Source organism: Paenibacillus pinistramenti, from assembly GCF_005869875.1.
GTDB lineage: Bacteria > Bacillota > Bacilli > Paenibacillales > Paenibacillaceae > Fontibacillus > Fontibacillus pinistramenti.
Map to the genome: position 1 here is coordinate 66,239 of NZ_VAWG01000014.1, position 23,006 is coordinate 89,244.

Annotated in this window: 12 protein-coding genes; all 12 read left to right on the forward strand. The window is 48.7% G+C overall.

What is annotated here, in order from left to right; all coding sequences use genetic code 11:
- The first annotated feature begins 65 nt into the window (after positions 1-65).
- The 12 genes from FCN15_RS15080 to FCN15_RS15135 all read left to right on the forward strand — a co-directional run bounded on the left by FCN15_RS15080 (position 66) and on the right by FCN15_RS15135 (position 22,737).
- Positions 66-2,084, forward strand: a complete 2,019-nt coding sequence (locus tag FCN15_RS15080) for a DUF5693 family protein (RefSeq protein ID WP_138495814.1) — start codon at positions 66-68, stop codon at positions 2,082-2,084.
- A complete protein-coding gene (gene csaB / locus FCN15_RS15085) occupies positions 2,057-3,223 on the forward strand; it encodes a polysaccharide pyruvyl transferase CsaB (RefSeq protein WP_138495815.1) in 1,167 nt (388 codons plus the stop codon). The genes FCN15_RS15080 and csaB overlap by 28 nt, the downstream gene beginning before the upstream one ends.
- A gap of 38 nt (positions 3,224-3,261) precedes the next feature.
- Entirely contained in the window at positions 3,262-3,978 is a 717-nt protein-coding gene (locus tag FCN15_RS15090; RefSeq protein ID WP_138495837.1) for a WecB/TagA/CpsF family glycosyltransferase, read from the forward strand.
- Between the two features lie 122 nt (positions 3,979-4,100).
- The gene (locus tag FCN15_RS15095; RefSeq protein WP_138495838.1) at positions 4,101-5,225 is read left to right on the forward strand and encodes an MraY family glycosyltransferase; all 1,125 of its coding nucleotides are present in this window, start codon (positions 4,101-4,103) and stop codon (positions 5,223-5,225) included.
- Between the two features lie 183 nt (positions 5,226-5,408).
- Entirely contained in the window at positions 5,409-9,371 is a 3,963-nt protein-coding gene (locus FCN15_RS15100; RefSeq protein ID WP_162515374.1) for an S-layer homology domain-containing protein, read from the forward strand.
- 159 nt (positions 9,372-9,530) lie between these two features.
- Positions 9,531-9,872: a hypothetical protein gene (locus tag FCN15_RS15105; RefSeq protein ID WP_138495817.1), complete on the forward strand. Its 342-nt coding sequence runs from the start codon at positions 9,531-9,533 to the stop codon at positions 9,870-9,872.
- Positions 9,873-10,387: 515 nt separating this feature from the next.
- Positions 10,388-13,399 (forward strand): S-layer homology domain-containing protein, encoded by a 3,012-nt coding sequence (locus tag FCN15_RS15110; RefSeq protein ID WP_162515375.1) that lies wholly within the window; start codon positions 10,388-10,390, stop codon positions 13,397-13,399.
- A gap of 173 nt (positions 13,400-13,572) precedes the next feature.
- On the forward strand, positions 13,573-16,098 hold the full coding sequence (locus FCN15_RS15115; protein WP_138495819.1) for a DUF4352 domain-containing protein: 2,526 nt from the start codon (positions 13,573-13,575) through the stop codon (positions 16,096-16,098).
- A 129-nt stretch (positions 16,099-16,227) separates the two neighbouring features.
- Positions 16,228-16,764, forward strand: coding sequence for a hypothetical protein (locus FCN15_RS15120; protein ID WP_138495820.1), 537 nt, complete (start codon positions 16,228-16,230; stop codon positions 16,762-16,764).
- Between the two features lie 118 nt (positions 16,765-16,882).
- Complete coding sequence (locus tag FCN15_RS15125; RefSeq protein WP_138495821.1) at positions 16,883-17,158, forward strand: alpha/beta-type small acid-soluble spore protein; 276 nt, start codon at positions 16,883-16,885, stop codon at positions 17,156-17,158.
- A 157-nt stretch (positions 17,159-17,315) separates the two neighbouring features.
- The gene (gene metK / locus FCN15_RS15130) at positions 17,316-18,518 is read left to right on the forward strand and encodes a methionine adenosyltransferase (protein WP_138495822.1); all 1,203 of its coding nucleotides are present in this window, start codon (positions 17,316-17,318) and stop codon (positions 18,516-18,518) included.
- A 238-nt stretch (positions 18,519-18,756) separates the two neighbouring features.
- Entirely contained in the window at positions 18,757-22,737 is a 3,981-nt protein-coding gene (locus tag FCN15_RS15135) for an Ig-like domain-containing protein (protein WP_138495823.1), read from the forward strand.
- The last annotated feature ends 269 nt before the right edge of the window (positions 22,738-23,006 follow it).

Here is a 23,006-nt window from a genome sequence, read left to right on the forward strand (position 1 = left end):
ATGGATAGGCCTTCCGCCTCTCCATTTTTGGGTTTATGCGGGAAGGAAAATGAGGAGGTTCATTCGTGTATTCAACATGGAAAAAGTGGAACAACACCACCCGCAAATGGTTGTGGATTTTGGTTGTTGTGGGATTGGTGGCTTCTCTGCCGCTGATTTACGAACGTGTGCAGACGGAGAATTCCGCCAAACAGGTGCAGTTTGTTTTTAACTATCGGAGCCTGCTTGATATTTCTTCTTATCAGGTAAATCAAGAAACGGCTTTATCTGACGAGCTGGACAAGCTCCATGATGCCGGGGTTAATACGATCGCCATCTTCGAGAGCAATCTTGACGAGCTGAAGGAAGCCCGCCGCATTATGGTTTATAACTCGCAGGACGTTGCGGAAATGAGCAAGACGGCATATTCCGCGCAGGATAATGCCACCTATATCGCCTTTACGTCTTCCGAAAATGCGGAAATTTACGCTCCAATTATTGAAGAAGCGTTTAAACCCTTTGATATCGAGGTTACGCCATGGAGCATCAACGGTTTAGAGGGACTTCGCCTGAATACGTCCCCGGAAGATGCGTACTTAAAGACACTTTCGCCTGATCCGCAGGCGCTGGAGCTGATTCACAGCAAAGGGTTTATGATCCTTCCGCGCATGAATGATAATGGCTCTTATGATCAAGAAGCTGTGGATAAGGAACTGGATTTATTCGCTAATTATGGCGTTACTCGCATTCTGTTTGACGGCGCTGCCGTCAAAGGCTTTGGGGATAATGCTGATGAGAACTCATTGGACGCTTTTGCTAATTCCCTGAAGCAGCGCGGCATGGGAATCGCGGTTATTGAAGGTCTGAAAGAACAGCAGCTGGGCTTCGCGAAGCTGTCTTATCTGCTGGATTACAATGTCGTACGGCTTCATTCTATCAGCGACGGTGATGTGACTCAGTCCCCATCAACGTTGTCTGACCGGATCTCGCTTGCGGTTAAAGACCGTAAGATCCGGATGATCTACCTGAACGCTTCTCCATCCAGGAATCCTTCCAAATCGATGATTACCGATCCTTTGGACAATATTGTTCATACGCTTCAGGAGCCGGGCAATGCCATCAGCCGCGTGGAGAAAGACGGCTACAGCATTGGCACGGCCGAAGCGTTTGACGTTGTAGACTATTCCTGGGAGAAAGTCGCCAAGCTGTTTGTAGTGCTGGGTGCGGTTGCCTTTACCGCTATGATGATCTCCTTGTTCCTGCCGTCATGGACCCTGGCGGTGCTCATTCTGGGGCTGATCGGCAGTGCGGGACTGTATGTGCTTAAACCGACTATGCTGGAGCAGATGCTGGCGCTGGCTGCTGCGATCAGTGCACCGACCGTCGCCACGATTCTGGCCATCCGGAAAGTGAAGGAGCTGGGCGGGGCGCACAGAGACATGAGCGTTTCCCGCAGACTCTCCCACAGCCTGGTATTGTTCGTCAAGACCGCTCTGATCAGCCTGAGTGCCGTTCCTTTTGTGGTCGGCCTGCTGAACAATATCACCTACGCGCTTGTGCTGAACCAGTTCCGCGGCGTGAGCCTGCTGCATGCGGTTCCGATGCTGCTGGTCGCCGTTTACGTGTTCCTCTATCAAGGGGAATCCGTGCTTGCCGAGCTGCGCAAATGGCTGCGGATGCCGATTACCGTGCTTTGGGTCGTTATTGTCGCGATTATCGGTATCGCCGGCTTGTACTACTTGTCCCGTACGGGCAATTCGGGCAGCCTGCTGCCGGGTGAAGCGTCCTTCCGGGCCTTCCTGGAGAATACCATCGGGGTGCGTCCTCGGAATAAAGAATTCCTGTTTGCGCATCCGCTGTTTATTATGGGAGTCTTCGCAGCGCTGCGCTATCCGAAAATGCTGTATATCATGATTATTGCTTCGATCGGCCAGCTGTCGATGGTTGATACGTTTGCGCATATCCACACGCCGTTCTTCATTTCGCTCATCCGCGGATTGCTCGGCCTTGGCTTTGGCTTGATCTTCGGCTTGATCTTTGTCCTGATTTGGCAAATTCTCGAAAGGTGCTGGAAGAAATGGTCGCCTCTCTTACTCGAAAAATAGTGCTCTCCGGCTATTACGGCTTCCGCAACAGCGGAGATGAGGCGGTCCTGCGCTCGATCTTGTTCGCGCTTGAGCAGGAAGGGGAGAAGGCGGGAATCACGTTTGAGCCCATCGTTCTATCCGCTGATCCGGAATGGACCGCCAAAATGTATAAAGTCAAAGCTGTTCCAAGGATGAAATTGTCTGAAGTCAGGAAAGCTATACGGGAGAGCGACGGACTGATCAGCGGAGGCGGAAGCCTCCTTCAGGACGCCACAGGCCCTGCTTCGGTCCCTTATTATTTGGGAATCATCAAGCTGGCCCAGTGGTTCGGTAAGCCGACCTTTGTTTATGCGCAGGGGGTTGGACCCGTTAACCGGAAGCTGTTTCACCGCCTGATAGCTTCTGTCTTCAAGAAATGCCGTTATATTTCGGTCAGGGACGTGGAGTCTGCAGAGCTGCTCCGGTCCATGGGCATTCGGTCTGAACGGATTGAAGTGGTTCCGGATCCAGTGATGGGCTTGAAGCTGCCGGAAGAGATGCTGCCGAAGGACGGAGCAGCGGCAGAAGCAGCTCAGCAGCAGTCGGATGAGCCTTCCTCCGTACTGCCTGTTGTAGGCATTTCCGTCCGTTTCTGGAATCAAGAGCGGTCAGAGCTTGCCGCTTTATCGGCAGGTTTGACGGACTTAGCCCGCCAGCGCAGCGTTCACCTGCGTTTCCTGCCGTTCCATATTCCGTCCGATGAGGAAGCCTCCCGCTTCTGCATGGAGCAAATTGGAGATTTATCAGGTACAGGCAGTAAGATCAGCATGGCTCCGGCTACCGATAATCCGCAGGATATGCTGCGGGAAGTGGACGGATGCTCTCTGCTGATCGGAATGAGGCTGCACAGTCTCATTTATGCAGCTTCAAGGAGCGTGCCGCTGCTCGGCATCTCTTATGATCCGAAGATTGATCATTTCCTGGCCCGGCTTGGCAGTGTTCCTGTCGGAACCAGCGATCAGCTCTCTCCGGAGAAGCTGTCCGCCAAAGCTCAGCACTATCTGAGCAGCCGCGGGGAGTGGGAGAAGCAGCATGCCGGCCAGATCGGCCAGCTGAAGCAGGAAGCAAGAGTTCCGGCGCAGCGGATCGCGGATTATTTTTTGAAGGATAAAGGGTGACAAACGTGAATCAGAACAATTCGATTCCTACGGTGAATATGTTTGGAATCCGGGTCAGCAAGTGGGGAATGGCTGATACGGTCAAATACCTGGCGGATGCCGCCGAGTCCGGCAAGCCCCATCAGGTAATTACAGCCAACCCGATTATGGTCATGGCCGCGCTTGAGGACCCGTTATATATGGAGATTATGAAGAACGCGGAGCTGGTTGTTCCGGACGGCACCGGCGTTGTCTGGGCCGCAGGCAAAGCAGGGAATCCCGTTCAGGAGCGGGTTGCCGGTTTTGATCTTCTGCATGAATTAATGAAGCTGGGCGAGCAGCGCGCTTGGAAATTTTACCTGCTGGGTTCGGCGCCGGAAGTGATTCAGGCAGCAGCCGAAAGGTTACAAATGCTGTATCCGGGGGCGAAGCTCGCAGGATGGCGGGACGGTTATTTTACAGCCGACCAGGATCCGGAGGTCATTGAAGCGATTAAAGCGGCAGAACCGCATATTCTGTTCGTTGCCCGCGGGGCAGATACGCAGGAGCCTTGGATTGCCAAGTACAAGGAGCAGCTTGGGGTTCCGATTATGATGGGTGTTGGCGGCAGCTTTGACGTCATTTCCGGCCGCAGCAAGAGAGCGCCGAAATGGATGCAGAAGCTCCGCGCCGAGTGGCTTTACCGCCTTCTCAAAGAGCCTACCCGCTACCGCCGAATGCTTGCACTGCCGAAATTCGCCGTAAAAGTGCTAAAGGAGAAAGAAAACCTCGGTTAATTTCAGTAAAATAGGCTAATTCAGCGGAATATCAGCCTACAATAGACGTTTGGAGAGGTTGGTCTTTGGTTGCTTTCGGAGTATAATTCATTCCGGTAGAACAATTGGGGGTTGAAATGAACATGTTGATGATATACATCATCGGGTTTGTGCTGACGCTGGCTTTGGCACTGGTCCTGACACCATTAGTCAAGAAGTTTGCTTTCTTTATAGGTGCAGTTGATAAGCCGAACGCTAGGAAGGTGCATACCACCATCATGCCGCGGCTTGGCGGCCTGGGGATTTTTATCGCCGTTATGGCAGCTTTGTTTGCAGTCCTGCCTTTCATACCAGACAACGTGTTATCCGTTAGAGACGAAAATTTTGTGAAAGCATTTGTGGTAGGCGGCACAATGATTATGCTGCTTGGCGCTTTGGATGACCGGTTTCAGCTCAACGCCAAACTTAAATTCCTGGTGCAGATTGCTACTGCATGTGTCGTTGTATTCGGTTTTGACATTCGAATTGAATTTGCAAATATTCCTTTTCATTCTTATTCTTCGATTGAAAGCTGGATCGCTATTCCGTTCACCCTCCTTTGGATTGTAGGGGTTACGAATGCGATCAACCTGATTGACGGCCTTGACGGCCTTGCTGCAGGCGTTTCCGCTATTGCGATCGGAACGATTGCTGTTATGTCCTTTATTATGGGGAACGAAATCATTGCTGTTATTTGTATGCTGCTCCTGGGCAGTATTCTTGGATTTCTGTATTTCAACTTTCACCCTGCCAAAATCTTCATGGGAGATTCCGGAGCCCTGTTCCTTGGCTTCAGCCTGGCGCTTCTCTCCCTGCTTGGATTCAAACAGGTTGCCATTGTATCGTTCCTGACTCCGCTGATCCTGATCGGCGTGCCTCTTTCGGATACGATGTTCGCGATCGTACGCCGCTGGATGCAGAAGAAGCCAATCTTCTCACCGGATAAAGGGCACCTGCATCACTGCCTGCGCGAGCTTGGCTTCAGCCACCGTCAGACGGTGCTGATTATCTACGGTATTGCTGCATTCTTTGGCGTCTTAGCAATTATTCAGTCGTCGGCTGCGCTTTATTCAGCGAACTGGGTCACTTTTGTCGTTATTTGCATCATGGCTTTCTTCCTCCAGATTGGAGCCGAAGTCATCGGCCTGATCGGCAAAACCAAACGCCCGCTCCTGAACTTTCTGATGCGCCTGCGTCTGAAGGTCACGGCTGCCCGCGAATCCAAATAAGGTGTAGTGGGACAAGCCTCTGTTCGGCTTATATGAGTGATTCGGCTATAAAGATAAACATACATGACGAAAGTCCTCTTTTCTTGGAAAAGGGGACTTTTTTTATGCCAATTTTCTTCAAATTTAGAGAGGATTGTCCGATAAAAGAGTTAACACTGACACATCAAAGGAGAGATCATGTACATGCAGCAGCGACTTAAAAAGCCGTTTATTTGGCTTCTTCTGTTGACCTTGATCGTATCTTTAACGCCGACAGGGTTATCGAATACGGCATCAGCGGCGTCTAGTTTAACATCGACGACTTATTTTAGTCCGGACGATCTTGAGCTTCGCGGCACGGTATCCTTAACACAGGAGCCGGGCAGCAACCAGATTAGCAGGGACACGGCCTATCTTGTGACAAGCCCTACGATCGACATTACAGGAACCTATGCCAAGGTTTCGGGCACTACTTTAAGTGTTAAAGTCGAACTGCTGAATTGGAATGATTCAACCAGCACTTATGAGACCGATTCCACCCATACCACAACTGGTACGGTGACGCAGGATTCCACCAATCCAAGCAGCCGGTTTGTAGCGGATAACCTGACTCTGTTTGCCGGCTATAACAAAATCACATTTACCGGAAGACAAGGCAATCTGGACTGCTCAGAATCCTTCTACGTCTTGTATGATAAAGTTCCTTATGTGAAGACCCTGCAGATTCTTGAATCGGGCAAGAATGCGGTGAATCTGAATGAAGGCAGCAAAATCGTTGTAGAGAACGCCACAGTTACTCTGCAGGGTACCGTTCAGAACGCTACCAAAGTAACGATCGCTGTAAATGATGATGATGCACTGCAAACTTCCTTGCTGACGGACGGAACCTTCTTCACTCCAACTCTGACACTGGAGTCCGGAGCCAACAATCTTACGATTGTGGTCTTAAACGGTTCCGACTCGATCACTATTAAGAGAACGGTTTATTATTTTGACAAGAATGATCCGTTTACCGCCATGTATCTGATGGGAACAGACGGGACAGCCTATGATTTGCTGACGACTAAGCCAATCTGGACGGATGAAACCTCTTCTGCCCAGTATGTTATGCAGGTGCTTCTGCCTTACGGCTCCAGCTCCTCGGATTTCTTGACTGACCATGAGGTTAAAGTAAACAATACATCAACCGGGATTACCATTCTGAAGAACACAGCCATCCAGGAGGATGGAACGGTTGATACTTCCCAAACAGGGGATGCGGACGATGAGGTTATTATCCCGGGTGCCGATGGAGTTACGCCTGCCTATCGTCTGGTTACGTTCCTGACGGATGCAGCTGACTTCCAAACGACTACGAGCGGCACTGTTACAACGGTGGCTACCGCTCAAACTCCACTGGTGTCAGTGAAGTACGGAAATTTCAGCAGCAGCATCCAGAAGTCATTCCAGTACCTGCCTGGTGAGAAGGTCATTACAAATATGTACTACCTGCCAGGGTACACAACAGGTGCTGATCTTTCGGACATTACAAAGACGGTTCTGAACGGGGCAGAAGTAAGCTCCAGCGACTTCTATATCCTGGTTGAATCAAGTACGACAAGCACAGACGCGGACGACTTGACCGGACAATATTACCCGCTGGCGGGCAACATGGTTTCCCTTTCGCTTGTAACGACTAGCGGCAATCAGCAGGTATATAAAGTCACAGGATTCTCGAGCGGCCAGCAAAAGGTGAAATTCGCTTATACATCTACCGCTCCATATGATGCAACCATTACTTATGTTTCAAAGAACTACATCTATGTAGACAACCTGTATGACGGTCAAACCTACACCTTTGACTCCAATAATACATCGAGCAACACGCTCAAAATTACGGGGCAATATATTGGTTTTGAGAACATCAGCAGTCCTCAGTACTTCATCAACGGGATTTCTGGTGAGAATATGGCCAGTACGGATGGGGTAGACGTTGATCTCGGTGTAACCAATACGAGCACCTCCTTCAGTCTGGAGCTTTATATCCGGGCGAACGGTCCGCTTGTATATGGCGAGAACAAAATCGTGTTCTCAGGCATCTCGATGGACGCCTCCGGCAACAAACATGAGGTGCGCAAAGAGCTGCGGATTTACATCGTGGATACCAACGAGTCCAACATCAAGCAGTTTAAACCGCAGCTGGTGGATGGAAGACCGGACTTCCCTACCAAAGAAGTATTTGACGGCGACTCGACAACTTTGGACGAGATGATCACTAAGATTTTTGCCCAGGCACCAGAATTTGTGTATTCTTCTACCGACGAAAAGTATACAACCAATGAAGAAAACTATGACCTGGTTATCCGGGGCGGCGGCGCTACGATCCTGAATTTGTACCTCGGTACAACCAAAATGTTCACCATGGATCTGCCAGCTTCAACCGAAAGCAAAATCCAGCAGTCCTTTACGTTTGACGGAACTACTTATTATTACGATTTCACAGGCAACCAAAGCGACTTCCTGCTGCGGATCCGTGCTCTGGTGTTTACGGCACCTGGAAGCCATATTTACAACCTGGAGCTGATCAACAGCACTGGTGCACGTACATCCCAGCGTTTGGATGTCACCCGCGAGGTAACGCCTTACCGTATCCTTTCGCCGGTTCCGACGGTCGGTGACCAGATCGTAGTCAACAAGAACTTTGTCCGTTTTGATATTGAAGCGGAAGATGCAGATCAAGTTTTGATCGGCAAAGTCGAAGCAACCAAGAGAACGGATTTGAATGACCGTTTTGTATACGATTATGTTGGTTTGAAGGCTGACAAAGTCAATACGATTAAAATTTCAATTGTCCGTGATTCAGCCACAACCACTACATCAGTTGATGTGTACTACACAAGCACAATAGCTGTTGACAGTCAGTACATGGCCGAGAAGGTAAGCACGAAGTATTCCGTATTTAATAAAGCGGTCCAGCTGACCTTCCCGAAAGGAACGGTTATGGAATCTACGGGCAGCAGCTCAGGAATCACGAAGTTCTATCCGGATACCAAATTGCTGTTCGGGATTGCAGATCCTAAAGACGGCGTAGTAGAACGCCGGAATGACTACGGCAACATTATCAACGTCGATGTCGACGCCCGAACAGAGGGCGGTACATCCAGTATTCAGATTCCTGCGGATCTGGTTCTGCGCTTTAACTCGACAGCAGACACCGTTAACTTCAGCAGAGTATCCGATATTTACTGGATCAGCGGCGGCGTAGGTGAGCTGGGGGACAGCGGCACTACAGGATATAAGCCAGCTACAAATGGTCTCGCTCCTTACTCTATTGAAGGGAACTTCACACAGTTTCCTGCCGAACGCAAAATTACACCTTCCAAGGAAGGTACGCTGACTCTGACCTTTAACGATAATGTCGTAGATGAAGTCGGATCGACAGTGACCGTGTTCCGTTATACGGATGACGGCCAATGGGAGAACGTTGGCGGTGCAGTCGACACCAAATCCCATACGATCGAAGTTCCATTCGATGAGTTCGGTTATTATACGGTTATGAAGTTAAGCAGAGGCTACAGCGACATTACGAACCATCCATGGGCCCGTAACTACCTGAATGCCCTCTATTCCAAGGGAATCATGAACAACCTTAGATACGATGCATTTGGTGCAGACGACCAGACAACAAGAGGCGAGTTTGCAACCCTGCTCGTGAAGGGGCTCAATATTCCGCTCAATTACGACAACGACAATCAAACCTTCTTTGATGTCGTACCGGGTTCGAAATCAGCAACCTGGGATTACGAGCACATTGAGACGGCAGCCCAGGCGGGCATTGTAACCGGTCTGAGTGACGGATTCTTCTCGCCGGACTCTCCGCTGACCAGAGAGCAGGCAGCTGTCATGATCGCCAGAGCGCTTAAGCTCAAGCTGTCGACCAATGACTCCAAGCTTAGCGCTACGGTTGCCAAGTCCTTTACCGATTCAGGAAGCATTGATTACTATGCGCTTCCATCCGTTCAGGCCGTAACCAAGGCTAAGATTATGGAAGGAGCCGCGAGCACCAGCTCTGGTAAGACAACCTATACCTTTAATCCTAAAGGGAACCTGACCCGTGCCGAGGCAGGCAAAATAGCAGTAGAATTGTTGAAACAGAGCACGAGCCTGTTCCCTAAAACCTTGAGCTAAACCTTATAGACCGTCCGATAGGATTCTGTCGGGCGGTCTTCATTTTTCCGGGGAAGAAAGAGACGGGGGAATTACCAATTACATCTTTTTGTAATTTATTAGGTTTTACGTTACAATATCAAAAGGCCAGACATTTTTTGCAAAAGGGTGAAGGGTTATATGAAACCAATTTTATCGAAACCGCAGCTGAACTATACGAAAGCAAAATCGAAATTTGAGGATAGAGCAAGAGTTTTGGAGAAGAGAATTGAAGAGGCACAGAAGCTGCAGGAAGTAACAGAGCAGGTCATGGAAGGCCTTGTACTTGAAACCGGCTTCCATGAAGCTTATGTGGCATTAACCGAAGCGGAGAACGAACTGATCGAATGGTCACGGGTTACAATGAAACATGAGAAAGAGTACAAAGAGAACAAGACGGCCATTGATAACTTCTATTCGAATGTAGGCTCCAATCCGGAGGTTCGCACCCAGCTGATCAACCTCGCTATGAAAGTAAGATAAATGTCTACCATTATAGGGTAGGCAGCTGCTGGTCATACCCGAATAAGGCATCCTTTGAAAGGATGTCTTTTTTGTGTTTGAATTGCATAAATTTAGGTTATTGTATTGGGAAAAGTTGCTTGGTGACGGACCAAAAACGGGGTGATATACTTAATCCCGTAAGCAGCCATAACTGCTAAAAAGTTGAAGAAAAGGCGGTCTGTAACAGCTCTCAAAAAAAGCAATAATTTTTTTGAAGCAGCCGCAACTTTTTAGAAACTCCCGCGTCTAAGATGTAGAGCATTACACAAGAGGGCGACCTGATTAGACATGACAAAGACTACCTGATGGGGAAACTTGTCTATCTATTAGAAAAATTAGCTTTACGGCTAAAGTCGCACATTGTATAATGTGATAGGTAGTATTAGGAAACTACTCTATTTCTATCTGGGAAAATGTTTACAAGTTTCTGTGACGAACTCACAGACATTATTCATAAGAAGTTCGCTCAACTCGGGAAAGGGGGTGCACGGCTAATGAGTAACACGAGCTATTCATCTAAAGAAAACTCTTATAACATGCAAGTTATTCAAGGAGGAGAAAAAAAGGTTATGAAGAAAATTTTATCCGTAGCTCTGTCTACAGCAATGGCATTCTCTATGTTTGCTTCTGTAGCATTTGGTGCTGACGCAACAGCAACAACACCTGATCAAAAATTTGATGCTTTGAAAACAGCAGGCATCGTTAACGGCTTGCCAGATGGCTTGGCTCACCTGGAAAAGACTTTGACTCGTGCTGAACTGGCAAAGATCATCACTAAATCCCTGGGACTGAAAGAAGTAACAGGCGTTTACTCTTACAAAGACAACAACTATGGTCCTAACCACTGGGCTGCTCCATACATCGAAGCTGTAACAGCTGCGGGTATCATGCAAGGTTCCACAGTGAACGGCAAACAATTCTTCAACCCAAGCGGTAACGTAACGGCTCAAGAATTGGCAATCGTTCTGACTCGTGCTTTGAAACTTGAAGTTCCTACAACTGGCATTGCTAACAATGCTGCTGCATGGGCTCAAGGCGAAGTTCAAGCTGCAATCAACAAAGGATTGCTTGAAGCTAGCACAACTTGGACTGCGAACGCAACTCGTTCCCAAGCAATTGTAGCTGCATACGCAATCTGGGAAGCAGCTCAAATCCCTACTGTAGCTTCTTACAAAGTAGTAGACGCTAGCAACGTTGAGTTCACTTTGTCCACTGGCGAAGTTGTTAAAGTAGCTTTGACAACTCCACTCGTAGCAAACGTTGAAACTCCAGTAGAGTTCCAAGACGCTGCTGGTCACACAATCTCTACTAAAGTAACTTGGGTTTCCACTTCTGCACAAAACGTTAAATCCGTAACTGCTGACAACCTGGCAACAGTAGTTGTTACTTTCGACGGAACAGTTGATGAGACAACTGCAGAAGACGTTGATAACTACTCCATCGACGATGTTACTTTCGACAGCGCTACTTTGTCCGCTGACAAAACTCAAGTAACATTGCTTGTTGATGAAGACAGCACTGATTTCTTGACTAACAAAGAAGAAACAACATTGACAATCAGCAATGTTAAGAGCGAAGACGGAACAGTAACATTCAGCAAGGATATTGACTTCACTCCGGCTGACGTAGCTGCTCCAACAGTTGCTTCCGTAACTAGCTTGGGCACTAGCGCTTTCAAAATCAAGTTCAGCGAGCCAGTAACTGCTGATGAAGCAGCTGACGCAAGCAACTACTCCATCGATGGTGGTACTGTTGCAGCTTCCGTGCAATACACTTACCCTAACACTGTAGTTGTAAATGCTAACCTTGCTGAAGGCAGCCACACTGTAGCAGTAAGCAACGTTACTGACTACTCTGGTCTGGTAATTGCTCCAGTTGAGCAAAGCTTCACTGTTACTGCAGACTCTTCTGCTCCAGAAGTAACATCCATCAAATCAAACGATCTTAAACAAGTCGTTATTACTTTCAACGAAACAGTTAAATCGGTTGATGATGTGTATGCAAATACAACTTCCAATGACGGAACAATTGAAAGCATCAATGACAATGTGGTAACTGTTAACTTTGACAGCCCGCTGTCCTATGCTTCCAACACAATCTACATCAATGGAGTATCTGACTACAGCGATAACTCTGCAGATCGTACTGCAACAGTTACACCAACTGTAGACACAGTTCGCCCAACAATTGTTTCTAGCAGCTTCTACACAGAGGGTACTGATTACATCGCTAAGCTTGTATTCAGCAAATCTGTTGACGAAGACGAAGCAGTTGATGCTAGCAACTACGTTCTGAAAGATTCTGACGGCGACGTTGCTAATACTGATTACACAGACTCCGACGGTAACCCTGAATTGGGTATTACTCTGGATACCGATGACAAAACCGTTTATGTAAACCTGGGTAGCGACTTGGATTCCGAAACTTACACATTGACTGTTTCTGGTGTAACTGACACTGCTTATGTAGCTAACTCTATGCTTCCACAAAGCATTTCCTTGGACGTAGCTAGCCTTTCTTCCACTGAGCTGTCTAAAGCTTGGGTTAAGAGCGGTTACCTGTACATGACGTTCTCTAATGGTGTAACAACTACTGGTACAGGTAGTGCGTTGGACGCTGCGAAATATACATTCGTAGATGTTGATGGTGAAACTTACTACTATGATGGCACTGTTAAACTGTACAACACTAATACAGTTCGCTTGGCAGTAGAAGACTTCGCTGACAGCGACGGTAATGGACTTGAAACTACTACAGGTGGTACAGCAGAAGCTAGCTACATCAAAGATGCTGACGGCGACTACTACACTGAAACTGGATACAACTTGTCTGTTCCTGTAACTGCCTCTAACCCTATTTTGCAACCTGCCAGCTCTTATGTTAGCACTCAATACAAAGCTGTTGTTGTATTCGACACTGCTTTGGGCAGCGTGAACAAGTCTGACTTCAGCATCAACAGTAAGACACCAACTTCTTACTCCCTGTCTAGCGATAAGAAGACTTTGACACTTACCTTCAGTAGTGCTCTGGGTACTGGTACAGGCAGCTACAGCTTGATCGTAGATGAGACTCCAACTACTCAAGACATCTATGGTAACAAAATCATCGAAGGCACTTACACTTTGTCTGATTATGTAGCTCCAGTTGTTTCTACAACAACTGCTACTTATGACACAACTGGTGCAAATGGTCTTACTGTTAACTTCACTTTCGGCGAAACATTGAAATCTGTTAGCACAGAAGTTATCGATGAGCTGGTTAAAGATATGTTCACAGTGAAAGCTGGAGATGCAACAATTGCTTCTGAAGACTTCGACGTTACTATCAGCGGTAATGTAGTATCTGTGAACGTTCCTGAAGATAACCTTCCAGATGGTTTCAGCGCAACTAGCAGAATCTCCGTTGCATTCAGCGGTGACAGCTCTGCTGTAACTGATACTGTAGGTAACGAAGTAGATGCATTCTCCATTGCTGGTAACCTGGCAAGCGGAACTTTGACTAAATAATAAATTCTTATTATTAAGTTAAAATCAAACAAGAACCCGGCGTTTATTCGCCGGGTTTTTTCTTTTTCAAACTCTCAGCGACTTTTAAGGTACTTTTAATCTCCCTGTGTTAAACTTTTCCTAAGATTAGTGCGTATATAGTTATTATGATAAGTTTTAGGGGAGGTTATACCTTGAATAAACGTAAAACTTTAGCAGCATCCCTCGCAGTATCCATGATCCTGGGACAGGCTGTAGTCTTTGATGCACAAGCCGCTTCCACGAGCACATCCAAAACAAGCAGTGTTGTGCATACGGTAAGCAACCTGGCAGCTATTAAGCTGAGTTCCACCAGTACTGCCAAGCTGTCCAAAGTAAATATTTTGTCTCAAGATCAGCAAAATGTTCTTACCTACACGATTACATATGTGAATAATGGGACAACATCTCTTTCCCTGAATGACTACTGGACTAAAGTAAAGACGAAGTCCGGCAATGTATATTCAGTAGCTCCGATTGCTGCGGATCAAGATAAAACGAAGGTTGCTCCGGGAGCAAGTGTAAGTGTAACTTATATGACGGAGATCCCTAAAAATCTTCAGTATTACGATCTAAGCTTTCAAATGATTAAATGGGATTTCAGCATGGCTAATTATGAAAGAAGCCTAGGCAGCTTTAATGTTCCATCCTCCTATACCATTGCAACTCCGCTTAACTACTCTGAGAAGCTGACCGTGGACAATGCAACAGCTAAAGTGAAGATCAACAGTGTTACCTCTATTGCCTCAGGAGACTACAATTATGTGAATGTAGCTTTGAATGTTGCGAATGTAGGCAATAGTGTATTTTCTGATCCAAGCTGGAAATATGTCATTCAAACCGTAAGCGGCTCAACGTTTACTTTGTCTCCAGACTCCTCGAGCACGGATTATTCTATCCAGTCACAGGATAATAAGACGTTGAATTTGATTGCTAAGATTCCAAGCAAGGTGTCACTTAAGAATTTAAAACTGATGGTAGTTCAAACCCAAACGTCTGACAGCACAAGCAGTGATTACGCAGTTGCGATGCTGAAGATGAATAACCCTGCAGCTTCTTTGATTGCACAGAACAAAGCGAAGGTATTGACGCTTGATTCCGGACAAATTTCGGCAACTGTACAGGGGGCAACCTCAAATCAGGCTAATGATGAAACAAGCCTTTCGATTCAGCTGCTTGTCAAGAATACAGGGACAACCAAGGTTACGGTTCCTGCATATACTTTTGAAGTCCAGGCTGGAAGCACTTATTACCCTGTTACGACCAGTGATTTTACAGATTTAACGCTTGATCCGGGCGAGAGCCTTTTGGCTAGTTTGGATGCTACCGTACCAACGGTTAATGCGAGAAAAGGCAATATGAAATTGTTAATGAAGGTGCCTGCTTCTTCGTCCTCATCCAGTACTTCTTCAAGTGAAGGCACAAGTTCACAGGTCACAGTCGCATCCAACTATCCAGTAGCTGCTTATACCATTCCGGATGCTACCGGGCTGCAGAATACACTTGGAACGGAACAGAACGTTAAGAATAACCATGGAACCTTTGGCATCACTCTTGATTCCATTCAAAGTCTGCCTTGGGATGACAGCTACTTGCTTACATCCAAGATTACGATTAAAAATAATGGAACAACCTCTGCACAGCTTCCGGATTTCGCAGGTGTTTATAAGATCGATATGGCTACGCTGGATGCAGATACACAGCTCATTACAACAAGCAGCACTAAGGTCCTTGCACCTGGAGCCCAAACCGATGTGTATGTGGTAACGAAAGTACCAGGCGATCTTGACTTCAATCAGCTGCAGATCCAGCTTCTTGAGAAGCTCAGTGATGACAAGACATCGAATTGGATTCAATTTACAAACCTTGGCAGTCTGAACGACTTGAAGGTTGTAGAGAGCGGTTCTTCGCTAGACATCAACGCATCGGGCAAAACGGCCAGCCTTGCTGAACGCAAAACTTATGTTTATAAAGGTACATCGTCCAATATCGTTTACACCGAAATGCTGATGAACAACTTGGAAAGCAGCCAGGCGAACCTCTCTCAAATGGTAGGCTACTTCAAGACCGAAGACGGACAATACTATAAAGCTACAACGACACAGATTGATCATGCGGCAGGACCTAAGAGCAGCAATATCGTGACCTTCTATGCGAAGCTTCCTAAGAATGTTTCGACGTCCAACCTGCAATTGATTGTGGGTGAAGGCATTAAGGATAGTGCTCTGACAGCTGTCGGTGAGACATCGACGGGTTACGTTAATGCTACGGCAATGGCTCTTACGGCAGTTACCCGTGACATTCAAAGCTCGCTGAGCAATATCGATATGTTCCCGTATACGCTTAGCTTAGAGAACTTTGAAGGATATACGGACAGCTCAGGCCTGCAGATCAGCTTTGATTATGACCTGACCCGGGATCTGAACTATGACATGGGTGAATATGGACATAAACTCATTCTCGAGGTAACGGACTCCAGCGGTCTGCGCTTTGAGAAGGAGATCGAGCTTGAGAAGGATCTGGTCGTCGGAAATGATGAATCTTACAGCTACACGGTATCTGATCCAATCTTTGAGACGGTCCGGACCGGTAACTTCCAGTTCTCGATTTACGATGAGTTCCAAGGCGAGAAGACAAAGATTGCTACTTCTGCTCAGTACTACAGTGATAGCCAACTTTAAGAAGAGATATGTATTAGAGTTTGATCTGAAAAAGTCCCCAATCGGGGACTTTTTCTTGTTTGAAGCCTATAAACCTACTATTATTAAAATAGGTGTAAAAGAGAGAATAGTATTCTGAGGAGGAACAGCATGAAACCAGCCTGGAAAATTGCTGCGGCAGCAGTTCTTATCGGCGGCGGCCTGTGGGCCGGATCGCTGCTCAATAAAAATGCGGAAGGGGCAGGGACAAGTGCCCAGCCTGGAACGGCGGATGATCCGGTCGTGACAAAGAGCTATGTGGATCAGCAGATTCAAGCGGCTCTAAGTGGAAAAACAACCTCTACTCCGTCCGCTTCTTCATCGTCCGGATCGACAAGCACTGGCAGCAGTACAAGCACTTCCAGCAGCAGTGATGAGATCGAAGTGGTTGCGGTTAACCCGGGTGAGAAGCTGATGGCCAAGGCAGGCGCGGAATTTATTGTCCGTGTAGGCAAAGCGGCTATTTACAGCTCGGACTCCAATGGTGTGGCGGACCTTACGGACGGAACGGATATTACGAATGGGAAGCCGGTGGCGAACAACCATTTGCTGTCTTTTCCAAGAGAAGGGCGCGGTATTATGGTTCAGGATGGTGTCACGAGCAGCCTGACCGTCATGGTTAGAGGCGGGTATACGATTACGAAATAAAACGGCACCGTTCAGGGAGGTTTTTCCCGGATTAGCAATGATTCATACGTGTACAGCTTGTACTCTGCGGCATAATACACCTACAGGTAACCCAATATCATCTGGAGGTGCATCTTATATGGCAAGAAGCAATAATCGCAAGCTTATTCCGGAGTCGAAAGAAGCACTCAAACACATGAAGTATGAAATTGCAGCAGAGTTTGGACTGCCGGTAGGGTATGGAAGCAGCAGCGGGTTTGCAGATACGGAATTCTCCGGGGAGCTGGGCACAGAATCAGCGGGTGCTTCCCACTCTCATTACTGGGGGCATCTCACCTCGCGTGAAAATGGATCGGTAGGCGGAGAAATCACCAAACGCCTTGTTGCGATTGCGGAAAAGCGTTCTCTTTTATAATATTTATCCCGCTGCATCGCAATCCCGTGTTTGACAGGCGGAATTAAATCAGATATGATGAGGCTTGTACTAACCTTTTCCTGGGAGGAAAAGGTTCATTTTTTGTTTAGGATCGGGTGGCGGGTGCCATACTATCCACATGGGAGGTCGAGAATTCATGTCCATTAAAGGGCGACATTTGTTTACTTCCGAGTCCGTAACTGAAGGGCATCCGGATAAAATTTGTGACCAAATCTCTGATGCCGTTCTGGACGCTTTTCTGGCGAATGACCCGAATGCGCGTGTTGCCTGCGAGGTTTCTGTAGCAACCGGGCTGGTTCTGGTGATCGGCGAGATCAGCACAAAATCAGATTATGTAGATATTCCATCCATTGTCCGCAGCACGATTAAGGAAATCGGTTATACTCGTGCCAAATATGGCTTTGACTCTAATACGTGCGCAGTACTTACGTCTTTGAATGAGCAGTCCGCAGATATCGCCCAGGGCGTGAATGCGGCCCTTGAGAACCGTGATCCAGCCCAGGTTGCCGAGGAAACCGCCAACATCGGGGCTGGCGACCAAGGTTTGATGTTTGGTTTTGCAACAAATGAGACTCCTGAACTTATGCCTCTTCCTATCGCTTTGTCTCACCGGATTGCACGCCGTTTGTCTGAAGTCCGCAAGGACGGAACCCTGGAATACCTTCGCCCTGACGGGAAAACGCAGGTGACCATTGAATATCTGGATGGCAGACCGCAGCGCGTGGATACGATTGTCGTGTCTACACAGCATGCCGAAGATATTACGCTGGAGCAGATTCAAACGGATATTAAGAAATATGTCATTCTTCCTGTTGTCCCGGAGGAACTGCTGGACGCGGATACCAAATACTTCATTAACCCGACCGGCCGCTTCGTGATCGGCGGTCCCCAAGGGGATGCCGGGTTGACCGGCCGCAAGATCATCGTGGATACGTACGGTGGTTATGCCCGCCATGGCGGGGGAGCTTTTTCCGGGAAGGATCCTACCAAGGTGGACCGTTCTGCCGCTTATGCTGCCCGTTATGTGGCGAAGAACCTCGTAGCGGCAGGGCTTGCGGATAAAGTCGAAATTCAGCTGGCTTATGCGATTGGCGTAGCCAATCCTGTGTCGATTAACGTGGATACTTACGGCACCGGCAAAGTGTCCGAAGAGAAGCTGGTTGAGCTGGTTCGCAGCAACTTCGACCTTCGCCCTGCAGGCATCATCTCCATGCTGGATCTGCGCCGTCCGATTTACCGTCAAACGGCTGCCTACGGGCATTTTGGCCGGACTGACATCGATCTTCCTTGGGAGCGCGTTGATAAAGCGGAGCTCTTGAGAGAGCAAGCGGGATTGTAGGAAACGGCAGGAATAGACAGGTATCGGCAATTTCATATTTTATATTTGAAGAACAGATTTTCCTTGCAGCTTGCGGGGGATCTGTTCTTTTTTCTTTTTTAGTATAAAATGGCTGTTGTCCTAAAGTTTACAGAAGATTGTGCCGAAAAATAGGATAAGTATGGGGATTTGCAGCGGTGAGCAGGAAGGCTTAAAGAGGGCGGCTCTATTGATCTATTTAAGGAGAGGATAATACATAATGATGAGGAAATACTCCATTATTCTAGTTGTGCTTCTATTATTTAATGTGCTTGGAAGTATGAGTTATGCGGCGGCAGGGACGACGTTCACGTACCAGTCCACCACGCCTGCCAGCGGCTCGAAGGGTGTGGCGGTGACCACGAAGACCCTGACGATGGTCTTTGACCGTTCGGTAAAGACAAACAGCGGATACATTGCAGTGAAAGCCGAGGGCGCAGATGCGGAATATACCCGGATTAACGTATCTGCAGTAGGCAGCTACAGCACCAAGATGGATATTACTTTGCCATCGGGCACCAATCTTGACTATGCGGCGAAATACCACGTAACTGGACCGGAGGGCGTGTTCGTAGATGAATCGGGCAGCTCGTCTGCGGCGTTTGACTGGACTTTTACAACGATCAGCGAGAACAGCACGGCACCAACTGCCACATTGGCACAGCCGGCCGTGAGCGGGACTTCGGCCAGCCTGTCCATGGAATTTAATCAGATGGTCAGCAAGGGAACGGGCAATATTTATATTAAAAAGGCTTCTACCAACGAGGCGGCTGCCACGTATGCGGTGACAGACAGCAGCAAGGTCGTGCTGTCCGGCAGGACGGTTACCTTCAGCGTTTCGGGCCTTACGAAGGGCGAAAGATATTATGTGCTGATAGACAAGGGGGCCTTTCTGAATGGGGATGAGCTCCCATATGCCGGCATTTCCAGCGCGCAGACCTGGTATTTTAATATCGTAGGCACGCCGGGACAGATCAGCTCTACTACTCCAGGCACGACGCAAAGCGAAGCGGTAACGAGCACCATTCAGCTCAAGTTCAGCCGTCCGGTGTACCCGGACAGCGGGACGATCAGCGTGAAGCTGGCGGACGGAACGGAAGCTTCCAGCGTAGCCGTAACTTCTTCAAGTGTAACCGGCGGGGGAACGAATACGATCAGCATCGCTCTGCCGTCCAGTCTGCTGGCTAGTACGTCTTATAGCGTGACTGTGCCTGCAGGTACTTTTAAGGACACGGATGATAATGCGGTTCCTAGTACGGCGCACGCGTGGAGTTTTAAAACAGCTGCTTCTGCTACCAGCACGTTGAAATTAAGCAGCCTATCCCCAACTGACGGGGAGACGAGTGTCAGCCTGAGTGAGGTCCCTACGGCAACCTTTAATACGGCGATTAAATCTTCCAGCGGAAGTACTTCTTTCTCCAATGGATCAAACGGAATTACCTTGCGCAAATCCGGAACAACAACGATTCCTTCGGCAACGGTTACGATTAGCGGAACAAAGCTGATCATTACGCCAAGCAAGTCTTTGGACGCCGGCTCCACCTATTATGTGGATATTACGTCAGGTGCGCTGCTGAATGCTTCGACCAATGCTTCCTATTCCGGGCTGAGCGGGGCTTCCAGCTGGAGCTTCACAACGGTAACGAGCGATTCCACAGCGCCGGTGCTCCAAAGCGCCGCCATGTACAGCAATTCAGTCATCCGGCTGCTGTATAACGAGACCTTGAACTCCAGTATCAATCTGCTGACTTCCAGTTTCGCCGTGACGGTAAATGGACAGTCCAGAACGATCAGCGATGCTTACATCTCCGGCAGCAGTGTCTACATCGTGCTGGAGACGGGCGTAGCGGTCGGACAGGTGGTCAAACTCAGCTATACTAACAGCGGGGTCCGGACGATTCAGGATACTTCAGGCAATCTTGCCATCTCGCTGTCGGGCCGCGCAGTAACCAACGATCTGGAGTCCTCTCTGGAGAAGCCGGTCGAAGGCTATGTATCAGAAGATGTCGTGACGCTTGAGTTCCAGGAGGATCTGGACGATGTATCTACTTACGCCTACAAACAGTTTACGGTAAAAGCTAACAGCTCCTCGATGAGCATCGAGAGCATCGGCCAAAGCGGCAATATCATTACGCTCTACCTCAAGAACAGCGTATCGGACGGAGCAGTGGTGAAGGTGTCCTACACGCCTGGCTCCTATCCGCTTAAAGATGAATCGGGACAGAAGATTTCTGCATTTACAGATTTTTATATTCAAAATGTCAACGATGATACAGCACCTGTATTCAAAACAGCCGTAGGATCGGATAACGATATTATCCTAACCTACAACGAAGCGCTGAGCACAACGAGTGTCCCGTTGATCAGCCAGTATTCGGTTCTGGTGGGCAGCACGCCGGACTATGTGACGGCCGTTTCGATCGTTGACAACCAGGTCAAGCTGACGCTGGCTTCTTCTTTCACAAGTGCCCAGACGGTTACGGTCTCCTATGTATCGAGCTCGGATGGGGTGGCGGACCTTAACGGGAACGTGGCGGCCTCGCTGGATCTGCAGCCGGTTACGTACAATGTTGTGGTTGACGGAGTAAGCTCCGCCTATATTAACGGAAGCACGCTGTCCATTCAGTTCAGCGGCAGTCTGACTTACAGCTCTTCTACGATCTCGACGCGCTTGTTCTATGTGATGGTAGATGGAGTCTCCGCCGAAATCAGCTCGGCGACGGTGAGCGGCAGTGTAGTGACGCTGACTTTAACCGTTCCGGTGACCAGCGGCCAAGTAGTGGATGTGTCCTTTATGCCGGGCTCTTCGCCTCCGCTCTATACCAGCAGCGGTTCAGCCGTGCAGGCTTTCAGCCGGATGACGGTGCAAAATCTTACGGCGGCTTCCACCGACAGCTCGGCAGCCGGTTTGCCGTCCAATATGACCCGGCTTGCGGCAACGGAATTTGGGCCGGCAGGTTATGTAATGGACACAACCTTTGCAAGTGCAGCCACCACTTCTTCAAGAGCGGGTCAAAGTGTCAGCGAATACTTGATCGACAGCAGCAAAATGCAGACGGCCTATAATTATGTGGCCTCCGCTGCTGCCAGCAGCGAGAGCCTGCTGGTATTTGAAGTGCCGAGCACGCAGAACGCCGCCTATGTCGGTATTCCGCTGAAGACGCTGATGGAAGCTTACACCCGGATGAGCACGCTCAGCTTCGGGGTTCGCTACGGCGATGCGTTATATGTGCTTCCTTTGTCGGAGTTCCCTTTTACCAACCTGTCGCAAACCCAGGCCTCCAGCTTCTCGACCTCTTATCTGTGGATCCAGCTGGAGCGTGTCGCCAAGGACAAATTAAATGTCATTACAAGCACGAACGGCGTCACGGCGCTGCCGATTGTGAACCCGGTGGAAGTGTTTGATTCCATAGGCTCTGCTTCGGCTGCATCGCAGGCCACAATTGCGTTAACAGGCGATTTGTATATCCGGACTAGCGGGACGGTTACCGCTGACCAGACGGCCATGGCCAGATTTGATCGTACTGCGCAGACCATTTCGTTCCTGCCGACGAATATCGACAGTGCCGGCTCTTACACGGTGGTCAGCACCACGCTTGACACAGGCAGCCTTATTGCCGGGCCGACTATGGGCAGTGCCAGCTACAGCGACATCGGCAATCACTGGGCTAAGGCGGCGATTACCGAGCTGGCAGACAAGCTGATCGTAAATGCCCGCTCCGGCGGTATGTTCATGCCTAAGGAGAACATCACCCGCGCTGAGTTTGCGACCTTTATTGTAAAAGGGTTAGGGCTTGTGCCCGATAAGACCAGTGCAGCCCAGTTCAGCGATGTATCGTCCTCTTCGGCGGCAGCAGGCTATATCGGAGCAGCTGCTAAGGCCGGTATTGTTAATGGCGTGACAGCGTCCACCTTCAAACCAGGCAGCTACATCACCCGGGAGCAGATGGCTTTGATGATGGTCCGGGCGCTGAATTCGGCGGGGCGGGAGATTACGGTGAACGGGACTGCCGCACAGCTGCTGTCCAAATTTAAAGACTACAAGTCGATTGCGGATCAGAGTACAGTTGCCCAAGCGGTAGCCGCCGGCATCATTCAGGGAACCAGCGCCGGAACCTTTAATCCGAAGGGAACCGCTACCCGGGCTGAGGCAGCCGTTATGCTCAAGCGGGTTCTGGACAACCTGGGATACCTGGATTAATTAAGAGGCATTCAAAGTTTAAGAGGCACTCAAAATCAAGAGGCATTCTTGTCCTTTATAGGACGAGGTGCCTCTCTTTTTTTGCTCAATTTTCCCATTTCAATATTTTTCCTTGGCATTAATTTCGCGAAATTTCGTAACTTTTCTGCCATTTATCAGTCTATTAATTTAGAGGATGTATTCCTGAGTTGGCAGATTGAGGGGAAACAGCGCATAGATGGCGTGTTCGCATACACGTCTTAGACAGCTGAAATAGATGGGAGAGTCGC

Coding starts and splice junctions, on each gene's coding strand:
- csaB (WP_138495815.1), top strand. CDS start 2,057: ATGGTCGCCTCTCTTACTCGAAAAATAGTGCTCTCCGGCTATTACGGC.
- FCN15_RS15090 (WP_138495837.1), top strand. CDS start 3,262: ATGTTTGGAATCCGGGTCAGCAAGTGGGGAATGGCTGATACGGTCAAA.
- FCN15_RS15095 (WP_138495838.1), top strand. CDS start 4,101: ATGTTGATGATATACATCATCGGGTTTGTGCTGACGCTGGCTTTGGCA.
- FCN15_RS15100 (WP_162515374.1), top strand. CDS start 5,409: ATGCAGCAGCGACTTAAAAAGCCGTTTATTTGGCTTCTTCTGTTGACC.
- FCN15_RS15105 (WP_138495817.1), top strand. CDS start 9,531: ATGAAACCAATTTTATCGAAACCGCAGCTGAACTATACGAAAGCAAAA.
- FCN15_RS15110 (WP_162515375.1), top strand. CDS start 10,388: ATGAGTAACACGAGCTATTCATCTAAAGAAAACTCTTATAACATGCAA.
- FCN15_RS15120 (WP_138495820.1), top strand. CDS start 16,228: ATGAAACCAGCCTGGAAAATTGCTGCGGCAGCAGTTCTTATCGGCGGC.
- FCN15_RS15125 (WP_138495821.1), top strand. CDS start 16,883: ATGGCAAGAAGCAATAATCGCAAGCTTATTCCGGAGTCGAAAGAAGCA.
- metK (WP_138495822.1), top strand. CDS start 17,316: ATGTCCATTAAAGGGCGACATTTGTTTACTTCCGAGTCCGTAACTGAA.
- FCN15_RS15135 (WP_138495823.1), top strand. CDS start 18,757: ATGATGAGGAAATACTCCATTATTCTAGTTGTGCTTCTATTATTTAAT.